Source organism: Xanthomonas sontii (assembly GCF_040529055.1).
Lineage (GTDB): Bacteria > Pseudomonadota > Gammaproteobacteria > Xanthomonadales > Xanthomonadaceae > Xanthomonas_A > Xanthomonas_A sontii.
Genome location: NZ_CP132342.1, coordinates 3,787,645 through 3,806,248, shown reverse-complemented (window position 1 = coordinate 3,806,248; position 18,604 = coordinate 3,787,645). Strand labels below are relative to the sequence as shown.

Here is an 18,604-nt window from a genome sequence, read left to right as displayed (position 1 = left end):
CACCTTCTCCCGAGGGGAGAAGGGAGAGCGCTTGCCCCTCTCCCATTGGGAGAGGGGGCGGGATGAGGGTGCGGCCTCCCGGCCACGCGCGCCAACGCACCTGACCCACCAGCGCTTTACGGCTGCTTTGTCCGCTCCAGCACCAACAGTGGATCGATGCGCACATCGAACCAATTCATCCCCCAATGCAGATGCGGCCCGGTCGCACGACCCGTGGCGCCGACCGCGCCGATCACCTGGCCCTGGGCGATGCGGTCGCCGACTTTGACGTCGATCCGCGACAGGTGCAGGAAGTTGGAGCTGACGCCATAGCCGTGATCCAGCAGCACGGTGCCGCCGGTGAGGTACAGGTCGGGGGCCGCGAAGGTGATCACGCCGGCGGCCGGAGCCTTGACCGGGGTGCCGGTGGGCACGGCGATGTCCATGCCGGAATGCCCGGCGCCGGGCTGGCCGTTGTAGACCCGGGCGTTGCCGAAGCGGCCGCTGATGCGGCCCTGCACCGGCCAGATGAAGGGCGCGGCGAAATCGGTGCGCGGGTCGTCGCGGTCGCGTGCGGCGGTGACCTGGGCCTGTTCGCGCTTGATCCGCTCGGCGATCGCCGGCGGCGGGTTCACCGTCTTCGGCGGCACGCCGTTGACCTGTTCCAGCGGCCAATCGCGCGGCGTCACCGCGATCTCGATCGTCTCGGTCCCGCCATCCGGACGCTGCACGGCGATGCGCAGCGGACCGCGCTCGTCGCGGCCGATGCCGAACACCACGCTGCCGTAGTCGCTGACCCGCAGGGTGCGTCCGGCGTACTGCACGCGGCTGCCCGGCGCGACCTTGCCGATCACCAGCGCGCCCTGCGAGGCGCTGCGCGGGAACACGCTGCGCGCTTCGGCACCGGCCGCGGCCGGCGTCTGCGCGTGCAGCGCCGGGGCGAGCGGTGCGGTCAGCAGGACCAGCGCCAGTGCGGCGCCGGCCACCAGGGCGCCGCGCATCAGCGGTCGAACGCCAGGCGCTGCCCGTTGGGGCTGCCGACCAGGCGGGTCCCGTCCCAGGCCAGCACGCCGTTGACCCAGGTCGCGGCGATCTTGGAGCGGAAGCTGCGGCCTTCGAACGGCGACCAGCCGCACTTGGACAGCACGTCCTCGCGGCGCACGGTGAACGCGGTGTCGTCGATCAGCACCAGGTCGGCGTGGTAGCCCTCGCGTAGGAAGCCGCGTTCGCGCACGTCGAACAGCAGCGCCGGCGCGTGCGCGAACTTGTGCACCACCTGGGCCACGCTGAGCCGGCCCTCGTGGACCAGCTCCAGCGCCGCGACCAGCGCGTACTGCACCAGCGGCAGGCCCGACGGCGCCTGCGCATACGGCTTGCTCTTCTCTTCCCAGGTGTGCGGGGCGTGGTCGGTGGCGAGCACGTCGATCACGTCCTCGGCGATCGCGCGGATCAGCGCCTCGCGGTCGCTGGCGTCCTTGATCGCCGGGTTGCACTTGATCAGGTTGCCGAGCGTGGCGTAGTCGGCGCGGTCGAAGCGCAGGAAATGGATGCAGGTCTCGGCGGTGATGCGCTTGCCCTGGATCGGGCCAGGCGTGAACAGCGCCAGCTCGTCGGCGGTGGAGATGTGCAGCACGTGCAGGCGGGTGCCGTGCTTCTTCGCCAGCGACACCGCCAGCTGCGAGGACTTCAGGCAGGCCTCGCGCGAGCGGATGTCCGGGTGCATGTCCGGGGTCAGCGCCTCGCCATACTTTTCCTTGAACGCGGCCAGGGTCGCGTCGATGGTCGGGGTGTCTTCGCAGTGGGTGATGATCGGCGTCGGCGCGTCGCGGAAGATCGCGTCCAGGGTCTGCGGGTTGTCGACCAGCATGTTGCCGGTGGAGGCGCCCATGAACACCTTGATGCCGGGCGCGGTCTTCGGGTCCAGGGTCTGGATCGCGGCCAGGTTGTCGTTGCTGGCGCCCAGGTAGAAGCCGTAGTTGCCCCAGGCACGGCCACGCGCGGCGTCGTACTTGGCCTGCAGCGCGGCGGCGTCGAGCGTGGGCGGGTTCGTGTTGGGCATGTCCATGAAGCTGGTCAGGCCGCCAGCCACCGCCGCCGCCGATTCGGTGGCGATGTCGCCCTTGTGGGTCAGGCCGGGTTCGCGGAAGTGCACCTGGTCGTCGATCATGCCGGGCAGCAGCCAGCGCCCGGCGGCATCGACCACGGTCTCGCCCTCGCGCGCGGCCAGCTGCGGGGCGATCGCGGCGATGCGGCCGTCGGCGATGCGCAGGTCGCCCTGGGTTTCGCGGCCTTCGTTGACCAGGCGCGCGTTGACGATCAGTGTGGAAGCGGACATCAGTGTTTTCCTTGGCAGCGGCAGGGTGGCGGCGCCGTGGGGTCGGGCACCGGGTCGAACCCGCCAGGATGGAAGGGGTGGCAGCGGCCGACGCGGCGGGCGGCCATCCAGCCGCCGCGCAATGCGCCGAAACGGGCGATGGCGGTCACCGCATACGCCGAGCAACTGGGCACGAAACGACAGCGCGGTCCCAGCAGCGGGCTGATGAAGCGCTGGTACAGGCGCAGCAGGGCGATGAGAGCGCGGGCGATCACATCACCATGATATGCCACTGTGCTGGACTAGGCGGGTCGCTCGGCGTATACGCCGCGTTGTTGCCGCGGGGGGTAGGGTAGGCTATAAAGGCCCGCTTTCCCGGGCCCCGGGAAGACCAAGGAAGAGCGTTCGTGGCTGCTAAAAAAACTGCAAAGAAGGCCGTCCAGGCCGCCAAGAAGCCTGCCAAGCCCGTCGCCAAGAAAGCGACGGTGTCCGCCGCCAGCAAACCGCTGAAGAAAGCCGCGCCTGCGAAGTCGGCAGCCAAGGCCGCGCCGGCCAAGTCGGCCAGCAAGGCCGTGGCCAAGAAGCCGGCGGCCAAGCCGGTCGCTGCGTCGCCGGCCAAGTCCGCTCCTGCCAAGAAGGCCCCGGCCAAGAAGGCGCCTGCCAAGCCGGTCGCACCGGCCAAGGCCGCCGCCAAGCCAGCGCCCGCCGCCAAGCCGGCAGCGAAGGCACCGGCGGCCAAGCCTGGCGCCAAGGTCGCCAAGCCCGCGGCCGCTCCCGCCAAATCCAAACCGGCCACCGCCTCTGCCGCACCTGCGGTGACCACCTCCGTACCGAAGTCGGCGCCCAAGCCGGCTGCGGCCAAGCCTGTCCCGGTCAAGCCCGCCGCGCCTGCCGCAGCACCGGCCTCCAAGCCCGTTGCCGCCAAGTCCGCCGCGCCGTCGACCCCGCCACAAAAGAATCCCGTGTCCGTTTCGAAATCCTCCGCGAAAACCCCCACCAAGTCCGAATCCACCCCGAAGGCGCCGGTCGCCAAGCCCACCGGCAAGGTCGCCGTGGCCGTGACCGCCAAGTCCAACACCCCGGCCAAGCCGGCCAAGTACAAGGTGGTCGAGTACAAGACCGACGAGGCCACCGGCCGCCCGATCCTGCCCAAGGGCTACAAGCCGGCGGCGGACGAGGAGTACATGAGCGCGCTGCAGCAGGAGTACTTCCGCCAGCGCCTGCTCACCTGGCGCGCCGACCTGGTCGAGGAATCCAAGCAGACCATCGAGAACCTGCGCGACGAGGTCCGCGACATCGGCGACGAGGCCGAGCGCGCGACCCGCGAGACCGAGAACTCGCTGGAACTGCGGACCCGCGACCGCTACCGCAAGCTGATCGGCAAGATCGACAGCACCCTCAAGCGTCTGGACGCCGGCGACTACGGCTACTGCGTGGACACGGGCGAGGAAATCGGCCTGGAGCGCCTGGAAGCGCGTCTGACCGCCGAGCGCACCATCGACGCGCAGGAGCGTTGGGAACATCTGCAGAAGCAGCAGGGCGACTGAGTCCGCGCCGCCCCGGCGTGTCAAGGCAAGGCCCCGCTCGCGCGGGGCTTTGCGTTTTCGGCCCCCTCGTCAGGGCGAAGCGCCTGCCGTCTGCTGCCGCGAGTAGCGGTGGTGCCACTCTTGCTGCACGACCGCCCATCGATGCGCGATGCGCAGCCGAGCGCCTGTCCAGCCGCCGCGGCCGTTCGCGGCCGAGTGGGCAGACTTCCGCTGGGAGGCGGGCCTATGCCGGCATGGACGACGGCGCCCTTCAGCGCACGCCGTTGATCAGGCCGCTTTGCGCGTCCTTGCGCAGTTGCACGCCGGGCAGGGCGAAACTGTCCAGGTCCTGCTTGGTGGCTGCAAGGTCCAGCCCGACGATCGCCGACGTCTCCGGATCGACCTCCAGGCCCAGTGGCATCGCGGCGAACTGCACGTAGTCGCGGCTGGCGTTCCATTGCGGCTGCCCGCCGATGGCCTGCAAGACCCGATCGACGGGCGTACCGGTCGGCTGGCCGAGCAACTCGAACGGCAACGGGGCGTCTGGAGTGGCGAAGGCGATCAGATTGGTGACCCGGTCGTTGCGAAAGCGCACCGCCAACTGGCTGTAGCGGAGAGCGGTCGCCGGCCGCGGTTGTTGCGCCAGCAGCGCATTGAGCCCGCGCGGGTACAGATACACCACACTGAGCGTGTCCGCATGTGCCGCATCGCTGCGGGTGATGTCCGGCTGGCCCAGTGCGGCCAGCACCTGTTGTTTGCGCATGCCGAGTGCGACTGGTCCGAGACGCGCGCACGGCGTGGGCAGGGTGGCCGCGCTGCTGGAGCCTGCAAAGGCCTGATGCAGCGCGTGCGTGCAGGCCGCCGCATCGCCGCCGGCGGCATGGGCCTGCGAGTAGGCCATGCACAGCGCGAGCAGGCCGAACAGCGGGAAGAACCGGGATGCCATGAGAAATCTCCGTGACGGATGGTGCGTGGCGAGGATGGGAGCGCTCCCGTCCTCGCCACGGGGGGAGTTAGTTGCCGTGCCAGCCTTCGCGGTGCCCGTAAGCGGTGATGAACGCGTTGCGCTGGTCGCTGCTCAACGATGACCACTGATCGGACGGATTCAGGCCCGAATTGGTGGTGATCGTGGTGATCATCTCTGAGGTCGGATTTTCGCCACTGCGCCTGCACCGACGCCGCAAGCGCCTACGCGGCGGTTCTACATCCGCTGCGTCTTCGGCGCTTCTTCGCTGGAGCACGCCAAGGTCAGGTCCAGGCGACGTACCGTCCAATGCGACGGCGTGTCCATCGTCCCCAGTGCATGGATGTGATAGGCGGGGCAGTCCGCATCTTCCTCTGGGTTGTTCTTGATGTCGCAGTTGCCTTCGATCAGAAAAGCATTGTTCCCTTCGACGCCGGTGCGGGCAAATTTCAATGCGGGGCAGCTACCGAAGAGCCTCGACAGGACGAGGTCGTTCTTCAGCACATACGCGATCGCCTGTTCTCCATCTGCGCGGGAAGAGGCTGGATTCGCCTGCAACGATCCTGGCACGGCAATGGCGAATGCCAACGCCATGCCCATGCCCGGTAACCCAAAGACTTTCATGTGGAGAACTTCAATCGGTGGTTGTCTGCCGGGTCGGCGGCGTCGGTGCCTAGTGCGATGCAAGTCCGCGCCCGAGTCGAAAGTGGTGTTGTCAGTCGTACCGTCCCCCGGCCATGCCTGGCTTCGGGCGTCCACTGCCGCGTCACGGAAAAGCGAATGTTCCATTCGGCTGATTCCATCCGTGTTTCATATGGGGGCCGCGCGTTTCGATGCGCGTCCATTTTTCAGAAGTGTGGTGACACTTAATTCGGAGGAGATAATTTCGGAGGCTTCTTTCGTCTTCCTTTCTGTGTTTGCGGACTTTCCATCTTGTCTGCAGAATGCGTTCTTCCGGTGCTGGATTGTTGGAAAATAATCCATGAAAATCATTCGCTTGTGATCCTAATTTCAGTGCCGTGCGTGGCTTTGGAGAGGCTTTAAATGCGCCTGTCATGACGGTGTCGCATAATGGCGACTGTGGTATATCGCCATGTCGACGCCGACAATCAATGTCACTGCTTGAAAATTATTTCCATTATGTATCCTCGCTCAGTTCGATAACGGAGCGTCGCGCTTGAACGGTCATGCCGACGTGGCCGGATCGGGTGCGCGCAAACCCCGTCGTCGCTGGCGCTGGCCGATCCTGATCGCCCTGTCACTGCTGGCGGTCGTTGCGCTGGGGCCGCGGGTCAGCGTGGCCTTGCCGCAGGTGGCGGCGCCGGCGGTGCCGCAGGATCCGCTGGCGCTGCAGGCCTGGATCGATGCGCGCGAACGTGCCACGCCGGGGCTGCGCCCGGACAACCAGGCGCGGATCGTCTGGGCCGATCCGGCGCATCCCGGGCGACGCGCGTGCGCCATGGTCTATCTGCATGGCTTCACCGCCAGCCAGGGCGAGGGCGCGCCCACCCACGTGCGGCTGGCGCGCAGCTTCGGCTGCAATCTGTATCTGCCGCGCCTGCCCGGGCACGGCCTGGTCGCGGCCGATGCGCTGCGCGGCGTCGATGCCGGCCGCCTGCTCGCGGGTGCGGCCGAGGCGCTGGCGGTGACCCGGGTGCTGGGCGACCGGGTGGTGGTGATCGGCAATTCGATGGGCGGTGCGCTGGCGACGCAGGCGGTGGCGGCGAATCCGCGCCAAGTGCAGGCGCTGGTGCTGTGGTCGCCGCTGGTGCGCGAGTACGGCGATCAGCTGCAGCCGATGTTGTGGCCGTGGGGCGCGCAGTTGCTGGCGTGGACGCACAACGGTGGCGATCCGATCCTGCGCTATCCGGTCGACAGTGCCTACTGGGCCGACGCCACGCACCTGGACGGCTACCGCGCGCTGGCGGCGCTGACCCGCGGCGGCATGCGGCCGGCGACCTATGCGCGCATCCATGTGCCGGTGTTCCTCGGCTACTACTACCGCGACCCGCAGCACCAGGACCGCACGGTGTCGGTGGCGGCGCTGCAGGCGATGTTCAAGCAGTTGGGAACGCCACCGGCCTTGCGCCAGGCAGTGGATTTTCCTGGGGCGGACAATCACGTGCTGGCCTCGCCGATCCGCTCGCACGCCGTGCCGGCGGTGTTCGCCGCCACCTGCCGGTTCCTGGCGGGGCAGGGCGGCCTGGTGCAGCCGGCCGGCGTGCCGGATTGCGCGCATGCCTGGGCCGACGACGAGGCGCAGGCGCGCGCGGTGGCGGCCGCGCGCTGAGCGCGGTCGTTGTGGCGAATGGAAGGATGACTGGCGCGGTGCGCACGCGCCGGCGCCAGGGTGCGTGATGCACGACCGGGCCGGGCTGTCTCGCGTCCGACCCACGCGCGCCGTCAGCCAGGCCTATTGCAGGTCGCGCAGATCCAGGTTGCGCAGCTTGGGCGCTTTCCAGCTGGTGACGCCGACCACGCCCAGGGTCACGCAGCCGCCAAGTACCACGGCGGGCACCAACCCGATCAGCCGCGCCATGACACCGTCGTAGAACGCACCCAGTTCGTTCGACGAGCCGATGAAGATGCCGTTGATCGAGGAGACGCGGCCGCGCATCGCGTCCGGTGTCGCCAGTTGCAGGATGGTCGAACGCACGATCACCGAGACGCCGTCGCACATGCCATAGGCGAGCAGGATCGCCGCCGACAGCCAGAAGTGCCGCGACAACCCGAAGGCGATGGTGCACAGGCCGAAGCCGGCCACCGCCAGCAGCAGCACGCGCCCGGCATTGCGCTGCAGCGGGTGCCGTGCCAGCCACACGCCGACCAGGATCGAGCCCAGCGCCGGCGCGCCGCGCAGGATGCCCAGGCCCTCGGGGCCGTAATGCAGGATGTCGTGGATGAAGGCCGGCAGCATCGACACCGCGCCGCCCAGCAGCACCGAGAACATGTCCAGGGCCATCGCACCGAGCATGATCTGGTTGGAGAACACGAACTGGGCACCTTCGGCGATGCTGCGGAAGATCGGTGCGCGCGGGCCTTCGTGCACCGGCTCGGACACGCGCAGCAGCCACAGCGCCAGCAGCGCCGCGCTGGAGGCGCTGATGGCGGTGCCGTAGGCCAGGCTCTTGCCGCCCCAGCCGACCAGCAGGCCGCCCAGCGCCGGGCCGATCACCATGCCGGCCTGGAACGCGACGCTGCCGACGCTGGCGCCGCGCGCATAGGCATCGCGCGGCAGGACGCGGGCGAACAGCGCGTTGTACACCGGCGACAGAAACGCACGCGCGGCGCCGGTCAGGGCGATCGCCGCGTAGATCGGCCACACGCCCTGCGCCGCCAGCCAGCCGCGGCTCACCGCCAGCAGGACCGCGGCGGTGGCGACCAGGCCGACGCTGGCGAGCATGCCGAGGTAGCGGCGCGGCAGATGATCGACCAGGTAGCCGGCGAACGGGGCGATGCAGAAGAACGGCAGGATCTCGGCCAGCCCGATCAGGCCCAGCGAGGGCGGATCGCGGGTGATCTCGTAGATATGCCAGCCGACCGTGACCGCGACGACCTGGTAGGACAGCATCGCCAGGATGCGGTAGGCCAGCACCAGGGCGAAGCCGGGGTGCGCCAGCAGCGTGCGCAAGGTCTGCGGGGTGGGCAGCGGCGCGCTCATGCCTGCTGGGCGCGTGCGGTGTCCTGGATGAAGGCCAGCAGCGCGGCCAGGCCGTTGCTGCGGGTCGGCGACAGATGCTTGCCCAGGCCGATGGCGGCGACGAAGTCCGGCGCGGTGGCGAGGATGTCCGCGGCGCTGCGCCCGGAATACACCCGCAGCGCCAGGTAGATCAGCCCGGAGACGATTGCCGAGTCGCTGATCGCATGGAACACCAGGCGCTCGGCATTGCCTTCGGGCACGATCCACACCATCGACTGGCAGCCGTGCAGGCGATGCTCCTCGGTCTTCCAGTGCTCGGGGAAGGCGGGCAGCTTGCGGCCCAGGTCGATCAGGTACTGATAGCGCTCGGACCAGTCGCCGAAGAAGCCGAACTCCTCGGCGATGGCGGCCTGGGCATCGGCGGGCGTGGGTTCGAGCGGAAAGTCGGTGTCGGTCATCAGCAATCCAGAATCAAGCGATGTAAAGCCCCTCTCCCTCCGGGAGAGGGGTTGGGGTGAGGGTGCGGGCGTAGCATCGTGAACTGTCGAGGCCATTCGCTCGGCCTCATCTCTCTAGGCTTCGCCCGTACCCTCATCCGCCCCTTCGGGGCACCTTCTCCCGGAGGGAGAAGGGAACAGCCGTGCGCCCTTTTTCTACGAGGGCTCGGTCACCCACGCTTCCAGCGTACGCCCTGCGGCGTGTCCTCCAGGACAATGCCGGCGTCGGCCAGTTCCTGGCGGATGGCGTCGGCGCGGGCGAAGTCGCGGGCCTGCTTGGCGTCGCTGCGGGCGTCGATCAGCGCCTGGATGCGGGCGTCGTCGTCGCTGCCGGCACCCTGGAACCAGACCTGCGGATCCTGCTGCAGCAGGCCCAGGGCCAGGCCGGCGCCGAGCAGGCGGCCCTTGGCCTCGCGCAGCGTGTCCGCACGTTGCGTGGCATCGGCGGGGTCGGGGCCGCCGGCCGGCGCCGCCTCGCGCAGTGCCTGTCGCGCCTGGGTCGCCAGGCTCGACAGCACCGACAGCGCCAGCGGCGTATTGAGGTCGTCGTCGAGGGCTTCTTCGATCTCGGCCGGAATGACGGCTTTGGCGTCGATGGCCTGCAGATCGCGCAGCGTTCCGTACAGGCCATCGAGCCGGGCCACCTGGGCCTGGATCAGGGCGTCGGACCAGTCCAGCGGCTGCCGATAGTGGGCACTGAGCAGTGCGCAGCGCAGCGCTTCGGGCGGGTGCCGCTCGATCAGGTCGTGCACGGTCTCGATGTTGCCCAGCGACTTGCTCATCTTGGCGCCGCTGAAGGTCAGCATGCCGTTGTGCAGCCACACGCGGGCGAAGGTGGCGCCGCCGTGGGCGCATTCGCTCTGCGCGATCTCGTTCTCGTGGTGCGGGAACTGCAGGTCCACGCCGCCGGCATGAATGTCGATGGTCTCGCCCAGGTGCGCGGCGGCCATCGCCGAGCACTCGATGTGCCAGCCGGGGCGGCCGCGGCCCCATGGCGAGTCCCAGCCCGGCAGGTCGTCGCTGGACGGCTTCCACAGCACGAAGTCGCCCGGGTCGCGCTTGTACGGGGCGACCTCGACGCGGGCGCCGGCCAGCATCTCCTCCGGGTCGCGCCGCGACAGCTTGCCGTAATCGGCGAAGCTGGCCACCGCGAACAGCACGTGGCCCTCGGCGGCATAGGCGTGGCCGCCGGCGATCAGCCGTTCGATCATCGCCACGATGTGCGGGATGTGCGCGGTGGCCGCCGGCTCGATGTCCGGCGGGGTCACGCCCAGCGCGGCCATGTCCTGGCGGTAGATGGCCGCGAAGCGGTCGGTGATGGCCGAGATCGGCACGCCCTGCGCCTGCGCGGCGGCGTTGATCTTGTCGTCCACGTCGGTGATGTTGCGGGCGTAGCGTAGTTTGCCGTAGCGGCGCCGCAGCAGCGCCGCCAGCACGTCGAACACCACCGGGCCGCGGGCGTTGCCGATGTGCGCGTAGTTGTAGACGGTGGGGCCGCAGACGTAGAGCGTCGGGCCGGCCACCGGATCGAGCGGTTCGAAGGCGTCGACCCGGCGGGTCAGGTTGTTGTGCAGGCGCAGGCTCATCGGCATCGGCGGTGGGGAAACCGTCCGATTCTACCGGCAGCCGTCGCCAGGCGCGCGCGCGGCGCGCCTGTCGGCTCGCGTTCAGCCCGACGCAAGCCGCCATGCCTACACTCATTGGTCTGCCCTTGCGAAGCTGCTGCCGATGCGCCCGAACCCGTTGTTGCCGCTGGTCGGCATCCTTGCCTGCGCCGCCGCGCCGGCCTGGGCGCAGGACTCCGAGGCGCGCAATCGGGTGGTGGTGATCGAGAACGTCAAGCTGGACTACGCCCAGGTGCTGAACGTGGAGCCGGTCTACCAGACCCTGCGCGCCACCCGCACCGAGCAGCAGTGCGACCCGGCCCCCGCGCCGGCCCCGGCGGCGCCGGCGCCCAAGCCGGCCGAGGACGACAGCCGCTTGAACCGGTTGATGGATTCGGTGAAGGACATCTTCAGCCGCCGCCACGAGGAGCCGGCCCCGGCCGCTGCGCCGGCCACGGCGCCGCAGGGCGGACGCAACTGCCGGATGGTCGAGGTCGGCCGCGAGTTCCGCCGGCCCATCGCCTACGACGTGGACTATGTCTACAAGGGCACCAAGTACCGCTCGCGGCTGCCCGAGGATCCGGGCAACCGCCTGCGTATCCGCGTCTCGGTGGCCCCGTACGTGCCCGACGCGGTGGTGGTGCCGCCGCGCTGAGCGCCGCACGCGCTTGCGCCTGTGGCGTGCGCGTGCGAGGATGCGCGCCGATGAAAGCGAACCTGCCCCAGCACGATCTCAGCGCCGCACGCATGGCCTCGGGCATGACGTCGCGCGCGCGTCGACCGGAATCCCACATTCTCGCTGGGTAACCGGAGCGTCGTGCCGTTCGTTCTGAAAACCCAGCCCGAGGCTGGGTTTTTTCGTTTTCATCGGCCGGAAAAGTTTCACCCGTAAAGAACCTCCCTGTAGAACGCCTCGCGCGTCCCCGCGTCCCCACCGCTGCAAAGGATCGATCGATGTCTCTGAAGCACTTCTTGAACACCCAGGACTGGAGCCGCGCCGAACTGGACGCGCTGCTGACCCAGGCGGCGCTGTTCAAACGCAACCGTCTCGGCAGCGAGCTGAAGGGCAAGTCGATCGCGCTGGTGTTCTTCAACCCGTCCATGCGCACCCGCACCAGCTTCGAGCTGGGCGCGTTCCAGTTGGGCGGCCACGCGGTGGTGCTGCAGCCGGGCAAGGACGCGTGGCCGATCGAGTTCGACCTGGGCACGGTGATGGACGGCGACACCGAAGAGCACATCGCCGAGGTGGCGCGGGTGCTGGGTCGCTATGTGGACCTGATCGGCGTGCGCGCGTTCCCGAAGTTCGTCGACTGGGCCAAGGACCGCGAGGACCTGGTGCTGAAGAGCTTCGCCAAATATTCGCCGGTGCCGGTGATCAACATGGAGACCATCACCCATCCGTGCCAGGAGCTGGCGCATGCGCTGGCGCTGCAGGAGCACTTCGGCACCCGCGACCTGCGCGGCAAGAAGTACGTGCTGACCTGGACCTACCATCCCAAGCCGCTGAACACCGCGGTGGCCAATTCCGCGCTGACCATCGCCACCCGCCTGGGCATGGACGTGACCCTGCTGTGCCCGACCCCGGACTACGTGCTCGACGAGCGCTACATGGGCTGGGCCGCGCAGAACGTGGCCGAGAGCGGCGGTTCGCTGAGCGTCAGCCACGACATCGACAGCGCCTACGCCGGCGCCGACGTGGTCTATGCCAAGAGCTGGGGCGCGCTGCCGTTCTTCGGCAATTGGGGCCCGGAGAAGCCGATCCGCGACCAGTACCAGCACTTCATCGTCGACGAACGCAAGATGGCGCTGACCAACAACGGCGTGTTCTCGCACTGCCTGCCGCTGCGCCGCAACGTCAAGGCCACCGACGCGGTGATGGATTCGCCCAACTGCATCGCCATCGACGAGGCCGAGAACCGCCTGCATGTGCAGAAGGCGATCATGGCGGCGCTTGCGTCGCAAGCGGGAATCGGGAATCGGGAATAGAGAATCGTCGCAGCAGCAGCCTTTGCCCCCACTTTTACGCGTCATCAAGGAAACCGCCATGAGCACCGCTTCTACCATTCCCGATTCCCCACTCCCCACTCCCGGCCTCAAGGACATCGTCCTCGCCTTCTCCGGCGGCCTCGACACCAGCTTCTGCATTCCCTACCTGCAGGCCAAGGGCTATGCGGTGCACACGGTGTTCGCCGACACCGGCGGCGTGGATGCCGAGGAGCGCGATTTCATCGAGAAGCGCGCCGCGGAACTGGGCGCGGCCAGCCACGTCACCGTCGACGGCGGCCCGGCGATCTGGGCCGGCTTCGTCAAGCCGTTCGTGTGGGCGGGCGAGGGCTACCAGGGCCAGTATCCGCTGCTGGTGTCGGACCGCTATCTGATCGTCGATGCCGCGCTCAAGCGCGCCGAGGAGCTGGGCACCAAGACCATCGCCCACGGCTGCACCGGCATGGGCAACGACCAGGTGCGCTTCGACCTGGCGGTCAAGGCGCTGGGCGACTACGAGATCGTCGCGCCGATCCGCGAGATCCAGAAGGAACACACCCAGACCCGCGCCTACGAGCAGAAGTACCTGGAGGAGCGCGGCTTCGGCGTGCGTGCCAAGCAGCAGGCCTACACGATCAACGAGAACCTGCTGGGCCTGACCATGTCCGGCGGCGAGATCGACCGCTGGGAAGCGCCGGGCGAGGGCGCCCGCGGCTGGTGCGCGCCGCGCAGCGCGTGGCCGACCGAGCCGCTGACGGTGAAGCTGAAGTTCGTGCAGGGCGAGGCGGTCGAGCTCGACGGCAAGGCGCTGCCGGGCGAACAGATCCTGGCCAAGCTCAACAAGCTGTTCGCGCCCTACGGCGTGGGCCGTGGCGTGTATACCGGCGACACCGTGATCGGCCTGAAGGGCCGCATCGTGTTCGAGGCGCCGGGCCTGGTGGCGCTGCTGGCCGCGCACCGCGCGCTGGAGGACGCGGTGCTGACCAAGCAGCAGAACCGCTTCAAGCCGGACGTGGCGCGCAAGTGGGTGGAGCTGGTCTACGAAGGCTTCTACCACGACCCGCTGAAGACCGACCTGGAGGCCTTCCTGAAGTCGTCGCAGGCGATGGTCAACGGCGAGGTGACGCTGGAGACCCGCGGCGGCCGCGTCGACGCGGTGGCGGTGAAGTCGCCGCACCTGCTCAACGCCAAGGGCGCGACCTACGCGCAGTCGGCGGACTGGGGCGTGGCCGAGGCAGAGGGCTTCATCAAGCTGTTCGGGATGAGTTCGACGCTGTACGCGCAAGTGAATCGCTGAAGAGCAAAGCCCCTCTCCCCCCGGGAGAGGGGTTGGGGTGAGGGTCCGGGCGAAGCCTCGCACTAGTTGGTTGCGCGAGCTTCGCCAGGATCTTCACCTGCTAGCGCGATTGGCTTCACCAGGCTTCGCTCGTACCCTCATCCGCCCCTGCGGGGCACCTTCTCCCGAGGGGAGAAGGACCTGTCTGATGGACCTCATGCACGCACTGCGCATCAGCACCGACAAGCAGGAACTGGATCTGCCGTTGATCCATCGCTTCCTAAGCGAGCAGGCCTATTGGAGCCTGGGCATCCCGCTGGACACGGTGCAGCGGGCGATCGCCGGTTCGCTGTGCTTCGGCGGCCATCTCGATGGCGTCGGGCAGGTGGCGTTCGCCCGGGTGATCACCGACGGCGCGATTTTCGCCTATCTCGCCGACGTGTTCGTGCTCGACGCCCACCGCGGCCGCGGCTACGGCAAGCAACTGGTGGCGGCGGTGATGGCACACCCGCAGCTGCAAGGCCTGCGTCGCTTCATGCTCGCCACCTCCGATGCGCATGCGCTGTACGCCCAGTATGGGTTCGCCGCGCCGGCGCGGCCGCAGTCGTTGATGGAAATCGCCTATCCCGATCTCTACCGCACCAGCACCACGGCAGCCTGACACACCATGACCGATCTGCTCACCTCCACGCTCGATCACCTGCAGACGCTGGTGTCCTTCGACACCCGCAATCCGCCGCGGGCGATCGGCACCGATGGCATCTTCGACTACCTCCGCACGCAGCTGCCCGGCTTCGCGGTGGAGGTGATCGACCACGGCGCCGGCGCGGTCAGCCTGTACGCGGTACGCGGCACGCCGAAGTACCTGTTCAACGTGCACCTGGACACGGTGCCGGATTCGCCGCACTGGAGCGCCGATCCGCACGTCATGCGGCGCCTGGACGATCGCGTGGTCGGCCTGGGCGTGTGTGACATCAAGGGTGCGGCGGCGGCGCTGCTGGCCGCGGCCAATGCCGGCGACGGCGATGCCGCGTTCCTGTTCTCCAGCGACGAGGAAGCCAACGACCCGCGCTGCATCGCCGCGTTCCTGGCCCGCGGTATTCCCTATGAAGCGGTGCTGGTGGCCGAGCCGACCATGAGCGAGGCGGTGCTGGCGCACCGCGGCATCAGTTCGGTGCTGATGCGCTTCGCCGGCCGCGCCGGGCATGCCTCCGGCAAGCAGGATGCCGCGGCCAGCGCCCTGCATCAGGCAATGCGCTGGGGCGGCCGTGCGCTGGACCACGTGGAGTCGCTGGCGCACGCGCGCTTCGGCGGGCTGACCGGGCTGCGCTTCAACATCGGCCGGGTCGAGGGCGGGATCAAGGCCAACATGATCGCGCCGGCGGCGGAGCTGCGCTTCGGTTTCCGGCCGCTGCCGTCGATGGATGTGGATGCGTTGCTGGCGACCTTCGCCGGCTTCGCCGAGCCGGCCGCGGCGCATTTCGAGGAGACCTTCCGCGGGCCCAGCCTGCCGTCGGGAGACATTGCGCGCGCCGAGGACAAGCGCCTGGCCGCGCGCGACGTCGCCGATGCGCTGGAGCTGCCGATCGGCAACGCGGTGGACTTCTGGACCGAGGCCTCGCTGTTCTCCGCCGGCGGCTACACCGCGCTGGTCTACGGCCCGGGCGACATCGCCCAGGCGCATACCGCCGACGAGTTCGTGACGCTGGAGCAACTGCAGCGCTACGCCGCCTCGGTGCACCGCATCATCAACGGCCCGCGCTGAGCCGCGCGCCTTCCCTCGTCGCCCGGACCGATCCTGCGATCGGCTCCACCCTGGATTCCTTCGGACATCGCCCCACGCCATGCACGCCAACCGCCAAACCCGCCAGACCATCGTGCGCCTGCTCTCGAGCATGGCCAGCGCGAAGGAGATCAGCCAGTACCTCAAGCGCTTCTCGCAACTGGACGCCAAGCGCTTCGCCGTGGTCAAGGTCGGCGGCGCGGTGCTGCGCGACGACCTGGAGGCGCTGACTTCCTCGCTGTCGTTCCTGCAGGAAGTCGGCCTGACCCCGATCGTGCTGCACGGCGCCGGCCCGCAGCTGGACACGGAGCTGTCCGCCGCCGGCATCGAGAAGCAGACCGTCAACGGCCTGCGGGTGACCTCGCCGGAAGCGCTGGCGATCGTGCGCCGGGTGTTCCAGGCCTCCAACCTCAAGCTGGTCGAGGCGCTGCAGCAGAACGGCGCGCGCGCCACCTCGATCACCGGCGGCGTGTTCGAGGCGCAGTACCTGGACCGCGACACCTACGGGCTGGTCGGCGAGGTCACCGCGGTGAATCTGGCGCCGATCGAGGCCAGCCTGCAGGCCGGCTCGATCCCGGTCATCACCAGCCTGGGCGAGACCCCCAGCGGGCAGATCCTCAACATCAACGCCGACTTCGCCGCCAACGAACTGGTGCAGGAACTGCAGCCGTACAAGATCATCTTCCTCACCGGCACCGGCGGCCTGCTCGACGAGAAGGGCACGGTGATCGATTCGATCAACCTGTCCACCGAGTACGACCACCTGATCGCGCAGCCGTGGATCCATGGCGGCATGAAGGTCAAGATCGAGCAGATCAAGGACCTGCTGGACCGGCTGCCGCTGGAGTCGTCGGTGTCGATCACGCGCCCGGCCGACCTGGCCAAGGAACTGTTCACCCACAAGGGCTCGGGCACCCTGGTGCGGCGCGGCGAGAAGGTGCTGCGCGCCACGGCGTGGAGCGAGCTGGACCTGCCGCGGCTGAAGACCCTGATCGAATCCAGTTTCGGCCGCACCCTGGTGCCGGACTATTTCGACACCACCAAGCTGCTGCGCGCCTACGTCAGCGAGAACTATCGCACCGCGGTGATCCTGACCGACGAGGGCGGCTACACCTACCTGGACAAGTTCGCCGTGCTCGACGACGCGCAGGGCGAGGGCCTGGGCCGCGCGGTGTGGAACGTGATGCGCGACGAGACGCCGCAACTGTTCTGGCGTTCGCGCCACAACAACCAGGTCAACATCTTCTACTACGCCGAGTCCGACGGTTGCTTCAAGCAGGAGAAGTGGAAGGTGTTCTGGTACGGCCTGGAGACCTTCGAGCAGATCCAGCACTGCGTGGCGCATTGCGCGACGCGCACGCCGACCCTGCAGGGTTGAGCGGCGCCTTCGTCATGACCATTCCCATCTCCAGCATCGATCCCGTGCTGCCCGAGGCCTGGCGCCACGTGCCCACACTGCGCGGGCGCCACGTCAGCCTGGAGCCGCTGCAGGCGGCGCATGCCGAGGGCCTGCGCGCCGCGCTGCGCGGCAGCGGCCTGGACGCGCTGTGGTACACCAATGTGCCGGCGCCGGAGCGGGTGGACGCCTACGTCGCTGCCGCGCTGGAGGTGCAGGCGCTGGGCCGGGTGCTGCCGTTCGTGGTGCGCGATGCGCAGGGCGAGATCGTCGGCAGCACGCGCTTCTACGGCCTGGATCCGCAGGTGCCGACGCTTTCGATCGGCTACACCTGGTATGCGCCGCGGGTGCAGCGCAGCGGCCTGAACACCGAGACCAAGCTGTTGCTGCTTGGCCACGCCTTCGAATCGCTGGGCTGCCTCAGCGTGGTGTTCGAGACCAGTTGGTTCAACCACGCCTCGCGCACCGCGATCGCGCGGCTGGGGGCCAAGCAGGACGGCGTGCTGCGCAACCACAAGCGCCATGCCGACGGCACCCCGCGCGACACCGTCATCTTCTCCATCATCGATACGGAATGGGCCGGGGTGAAACGCCACCTGCAGTTCCGCCTGGATTCGCACGCATGAACACTCCCATTCATTCCATCGGCATCGTCGGTGCCCGCGGCCACACCGGCGCCGAACTGATCCGCCTGATCGCCGCGCATCCGCAGTTGCGGCTGGCCTTCCTGTCCTCGCGCGAGCTGGACGGGCAGCGCGTCGATGCGCACCATGACGCTTACGAAGGCGAGTTGCGCTACGAGAATCTCGACCCGGACGCGGTGGCGGCCAAGCGCGCCGACGTGGTGGTGCTGGCGCTGCCCAACGGCAAGGCCGCGCCCTATGTGGCGGCGCTGGATGCGGCGGTCGCCGCCGGCGCGCCCGACCCGATCGTGGTCGATCTGTCCGCGGACTACCGCTTCGACCCGGCCTGGTACTACGGCCTGCCGGAACTGACCCGCGCCGGCTATGCCGGGCAGCGCCGCATCAGCAATCCGGGCTGCTACGCCACCGCGATGCAGTTGGCGATCGCGCCGCTGCGCGAGCAGCTCGCCGGGCCGCCGCAGTGCTTCGGCGTATCCGGCTATTCCGGCGCCGGCACCACGCCGTCGGACAAGAACAACCCGGCGCTACTGCACGACAACCTGATGCCCTACGCGCTGACCGACCACATGCACGAGCGCGAGGTGTCCGCGCAGCTCGGCGTGCCGGTGGAATTCATGCCGCACGTGGCGCCGCATTTCCGTGGCATCACCATGACCGTGAACCTGTGGCTGCAGCAACCGCTCAAGCTGGACGCGGTGCAGCAGCTGTATCGCACGCGCTATGCCGGTGAGCCGCTGATCGAGGTGATCGACGAGGCGCCGTGGGTCAGTCGCATCGCCGGCCGCCACGGCGTGCAGCTCGGCGGCTTCACCCTGGCCCCGGGCAACAAGCGCCTGGTGCTGGTGGCGACGCTCGACAACCTGCTCAAGGGCGCCGCGACGCAGGCGATGCAGAACCTCAACCTGGCGCTGGGCGTGGACGAACTGACCTCGATCCCGCGGATGGACACGCCGGCGTAGGGCGCCACCTCAGCACGGCATCCATCACCGCCGCAGCGC

General features: G+C 68.7%; 19 protein-coding genes. 10 read left to right on the top strand and 9 right to left on the bottom strand.

Features of this window, described 5'->3' with window-relative positions:
• Nucleotides 1-116: 116 nt before the first annotated feature.
• The 3 genes from RAB70_RS16030 to yidD are packed head-to-tail and all read right to left on the bottom strand — an operon-like array spanning nt 117 to nt 2,586.
• Nucleotides 117-980, bottom strand: a complete 864-nt coding sequence (locus RAB70_RS16030; protein ID WP_148829309.1) for a M23 family metallopeptidase — start codon at nt 978-980, stop codon at nt 117-119.
• On the bottom strand, nt 980-2,314 hold the full coding sequence (locus RAB70_RS16025) for a dihydroorotase (RefSeq protein WP_148829310.1): 1,335 nt from the start codon (nt 2,312-2,314) through the stop codon (nt 980-982). Before RAB70_RS16025 ends, RAB70_RS16030 begins: the two co-directional genes overlap by 1 nt.
• The gene (gene yidD / locus RAB70_RS16020; protein WP_026144024.1) at nt 2,314-2,586 is read right to left on the bottom strand and encodes a membrane protein insertion efficiency factor YidD; all 273 of its coding nucleotides are present in this window, start codon (nt 2,584-2,586) and stop codon (nt 2,314-2,316) included. The genes RAB70_RS16025 and yidD overlap by 1 nt, the downstream gene beginning before the upstream one ends.
• Before the next feature lie 114 nt (nt 2,587-2,700).
• Between yidD and dksA the strand changes: the two genes are divergently transcribed.
• The gene (gene dksA, locus RAB70_RS16015; protein WP_148829311.1) at nt 2,701-3,840 is read left to right on the top strand and encodes an RNA polymerase-binding protein DksA; all 1,140 of its coding nucleotides are present in this window, start codon (nt 2,701-2,703) and stop codon (nt 3,838-3,840) included.
• A gap of 250 nt (nt 3,841-4,090) precedes the next feature.
• Here dksA and RAB70_RS16010 read toward each other — a convergent pair whose 3' ends face one another.
• The 3 genes from RAB70_RS16010 to RAB70_RS16000 form a co-directional block, all read right to left on the bottom strand.
• Nucleotides 4,091-4,765: an outer membrane protein assembly factor BamE gene (locus tag RAB70_RS16010; RefSeq protein ID WP_148829312.1), complete on the bottom strand. Its 675-nt coding sequence runs from the start codon at nt 4,763-4,765 to the stop codon at nt 4,091-4,093.
• A 67-nt stretch (nt 4,766-4,832) separates the two neighbouring features.
• Nucleotides 4,833-4,958, bottom strand: coding sequence for a hypothetical protein (locus tag RAB70_RS16005; RefSeq protein WP_255424537.1), 126 nt, complete (start codon nt 4,956-4,958; stop codon nt 4,833-4,835).
• Nucleotides 4,959-5,020: 62 nt separating this feature from the next.
• Nucleotides 5,021-5,407 carry a hypothetical protein gene (locus tag RAB70_RS16000; RefSeq protein WP_148829314.1) on the bottom strand — a complete coding sequence of 129 codons (387 nt, stop codon included), beginning with the start codon at nt 5,405-5,407 and terminating at the stop codon, nt 5,021-5,023.
• A 553-nt stretch (nt 5,408-5,960) separates the two neighbouring features.
• Here RAB70_RS16000 and RAB70_RS15995 point away from each other — a divergent pair.
• Nucleotides 5,961-7,073, top strand: a complete 1,113-nt coding sequence (locus RAB70_RS15995; protein ID WP_225851673.1) for a carboxylesterase — start codon at nt 5,961-5,963, stop codon at nt 7,071-7,073.
• A 123-nt stretch (nt 7,074-7,196) separates the two neighbouring features.
• Here the strand turns inward: RAB70_RS15995 and RAB70_RS15990 are convergent, their stop codons facing one another.
• The 3 genes from RAB70_RS15990 to cysS all read right to left on the bottom strand — a co-directional run bounded on the left by RAB70_RS15990 (nt 7,197) and on the right by cysS (nt 10,506).
• Nucleotides 7,197-8,444: an MFS transporter gene (locus RAB70_RS15990; protein WP_148829315.1), complete on the bottom strand. Its 1,248-nt coding sequence runs from the start codon at nt 8,442-8,444 to the stop codon at nt 7,197-7,199.
• On the bottom strand, nt 8,441-8,881 hold the full coding sequence (locus RAB70_RS15985) for a SufE family protein (protein ID WP_017912501.1): 441 nt from the start codon (nt 8,879-8,881) through the stop codon (nt 8,441-8,443). The genes RAB70_RS15990 and RAB70_RS15985 overlap by 4 nt, the downstream gene beginning before the upstream one ends.
• A 209-nt stretch (nt 8,882-9,090) precedes the next feature.
• Nucleotides 9,091-10,506 (bottom strand): cysteine--tRNA ligase, encoded by a 1,416-nt coding sequence (cysS, locus tag RAB70_RS15980; protein ID WP_170268199.1) that lies wholly within the window; start codon nt 10,504-10,506, stop codon nt 9,091-9,093.
• A gap of 142 nt (nt 10,507-10,648) precedes the next feature.
• Here cysS and RAB70_RS15975 point away from each other — a divergent pair, with 142 nt between their 5' ends.
• The 8 genes from RAB70_RS15975 to argC all read left to right on the top strand — a co-directional run bounded on the left by RAB70_RS15975 (nt 10,649) and on the right by argC (nt 18,565).
• Nucleotides 10,649-11,179 (top strand): hypothetical protein, encoded by a 531-nt coding sequence (locus RAB70_RS15975; RefSeq protein ID WP_017909780.1) that lies wholly within the window; start codon nt 10,649-10,651, stop codon nt 11,177-11,179.
• Nucleotides 11,180-11,478: 299 nt separating this feature from the next.
• Nucleotides 11,479-12,510, top strand: coding sequence for an N-acetylornithine carbamoyltransferase (locus tag RAB70_RS15970; protein WP_148828653.1), 1,032 nt, complete (start codon nt 11,479-11,481; stop codon nt 12,508-12,510).
• A 58-nt stretch (nt 12,511-12,568) separates the two neighbouring features.
• Nucleotides 12,569-13,804 (top strand): argininosuccinate synthase, encoded by a 1,236-nt coding sequence (locus RAB70_RS15965; protein WP_017912497.1) that lies wholly within the window; start codon nt 12,569-12,571, stop codon nt 13,802-13,804.
• Nucleotides 13,805-13,991: 187 nt separating this feature from the next.
• Entirely contained in the window at nt 13,992-14,444 is a 453-nt protein-coding gene (locus RAB70_RS15960; protein WP_017912496.1) for a GNAT family N-acetyltransferase, read from the top strand.
• A gap of 6 nt (nt 14,445-14,450) precedes the next feature.
• Nucleotides 14,451-15,548, top strand: coding sequence for an acetylornithine deacetylase (locus tag RAB70_RS15955; RefSeq protein ID WP_148828652.1), 1,098 nt, complete (start codon nt 14,451-14,453; stop codon nt 15,546-15,548).
• A gap of 79 nt (nt 15,549-15,627) precedes the next feature.
• On the top strand, nt 15,628-16,944 hold the full coding sequence (locus RAB70_RS15950) for an acetylglutamate kinase (protein WP_148828651.1): 1,317 nt from the start codon (nt 15,628-15,630) through the stop codon (nt 16,942-16,944).
• Between the two features lie 14 nt (nt 16,945-16,958).
• Nucleotides 16,959-17,588, top strand: coding sequence for a GNAT family N-acetyltransferase (locus tag RAB70_RS15945; protein ID WP_148828650.1), 630 nt, complete (start codon nt 16,959-16,961; stop codon nt 17,586-17,588).
• Nucleotides 17,585-18,565, top strand: a complete 981-nt coding sequence (gene argC / locus RAB70_RS15940; RefSeq protein ID WP_148828649.1) for an N-acetyl-gamma-glutamyl-phosphate reductase — start codon at nt 17,585-17,587, stop codon at nt 18,563-18,565. The genes RAB70_RS15945 and argC overlap by 4 nt, the downstream gene beginning before the upstream one ends.
• The last annotated feature ends 39 nt before the right edge of the window (nt 18,566-18,604 follow it).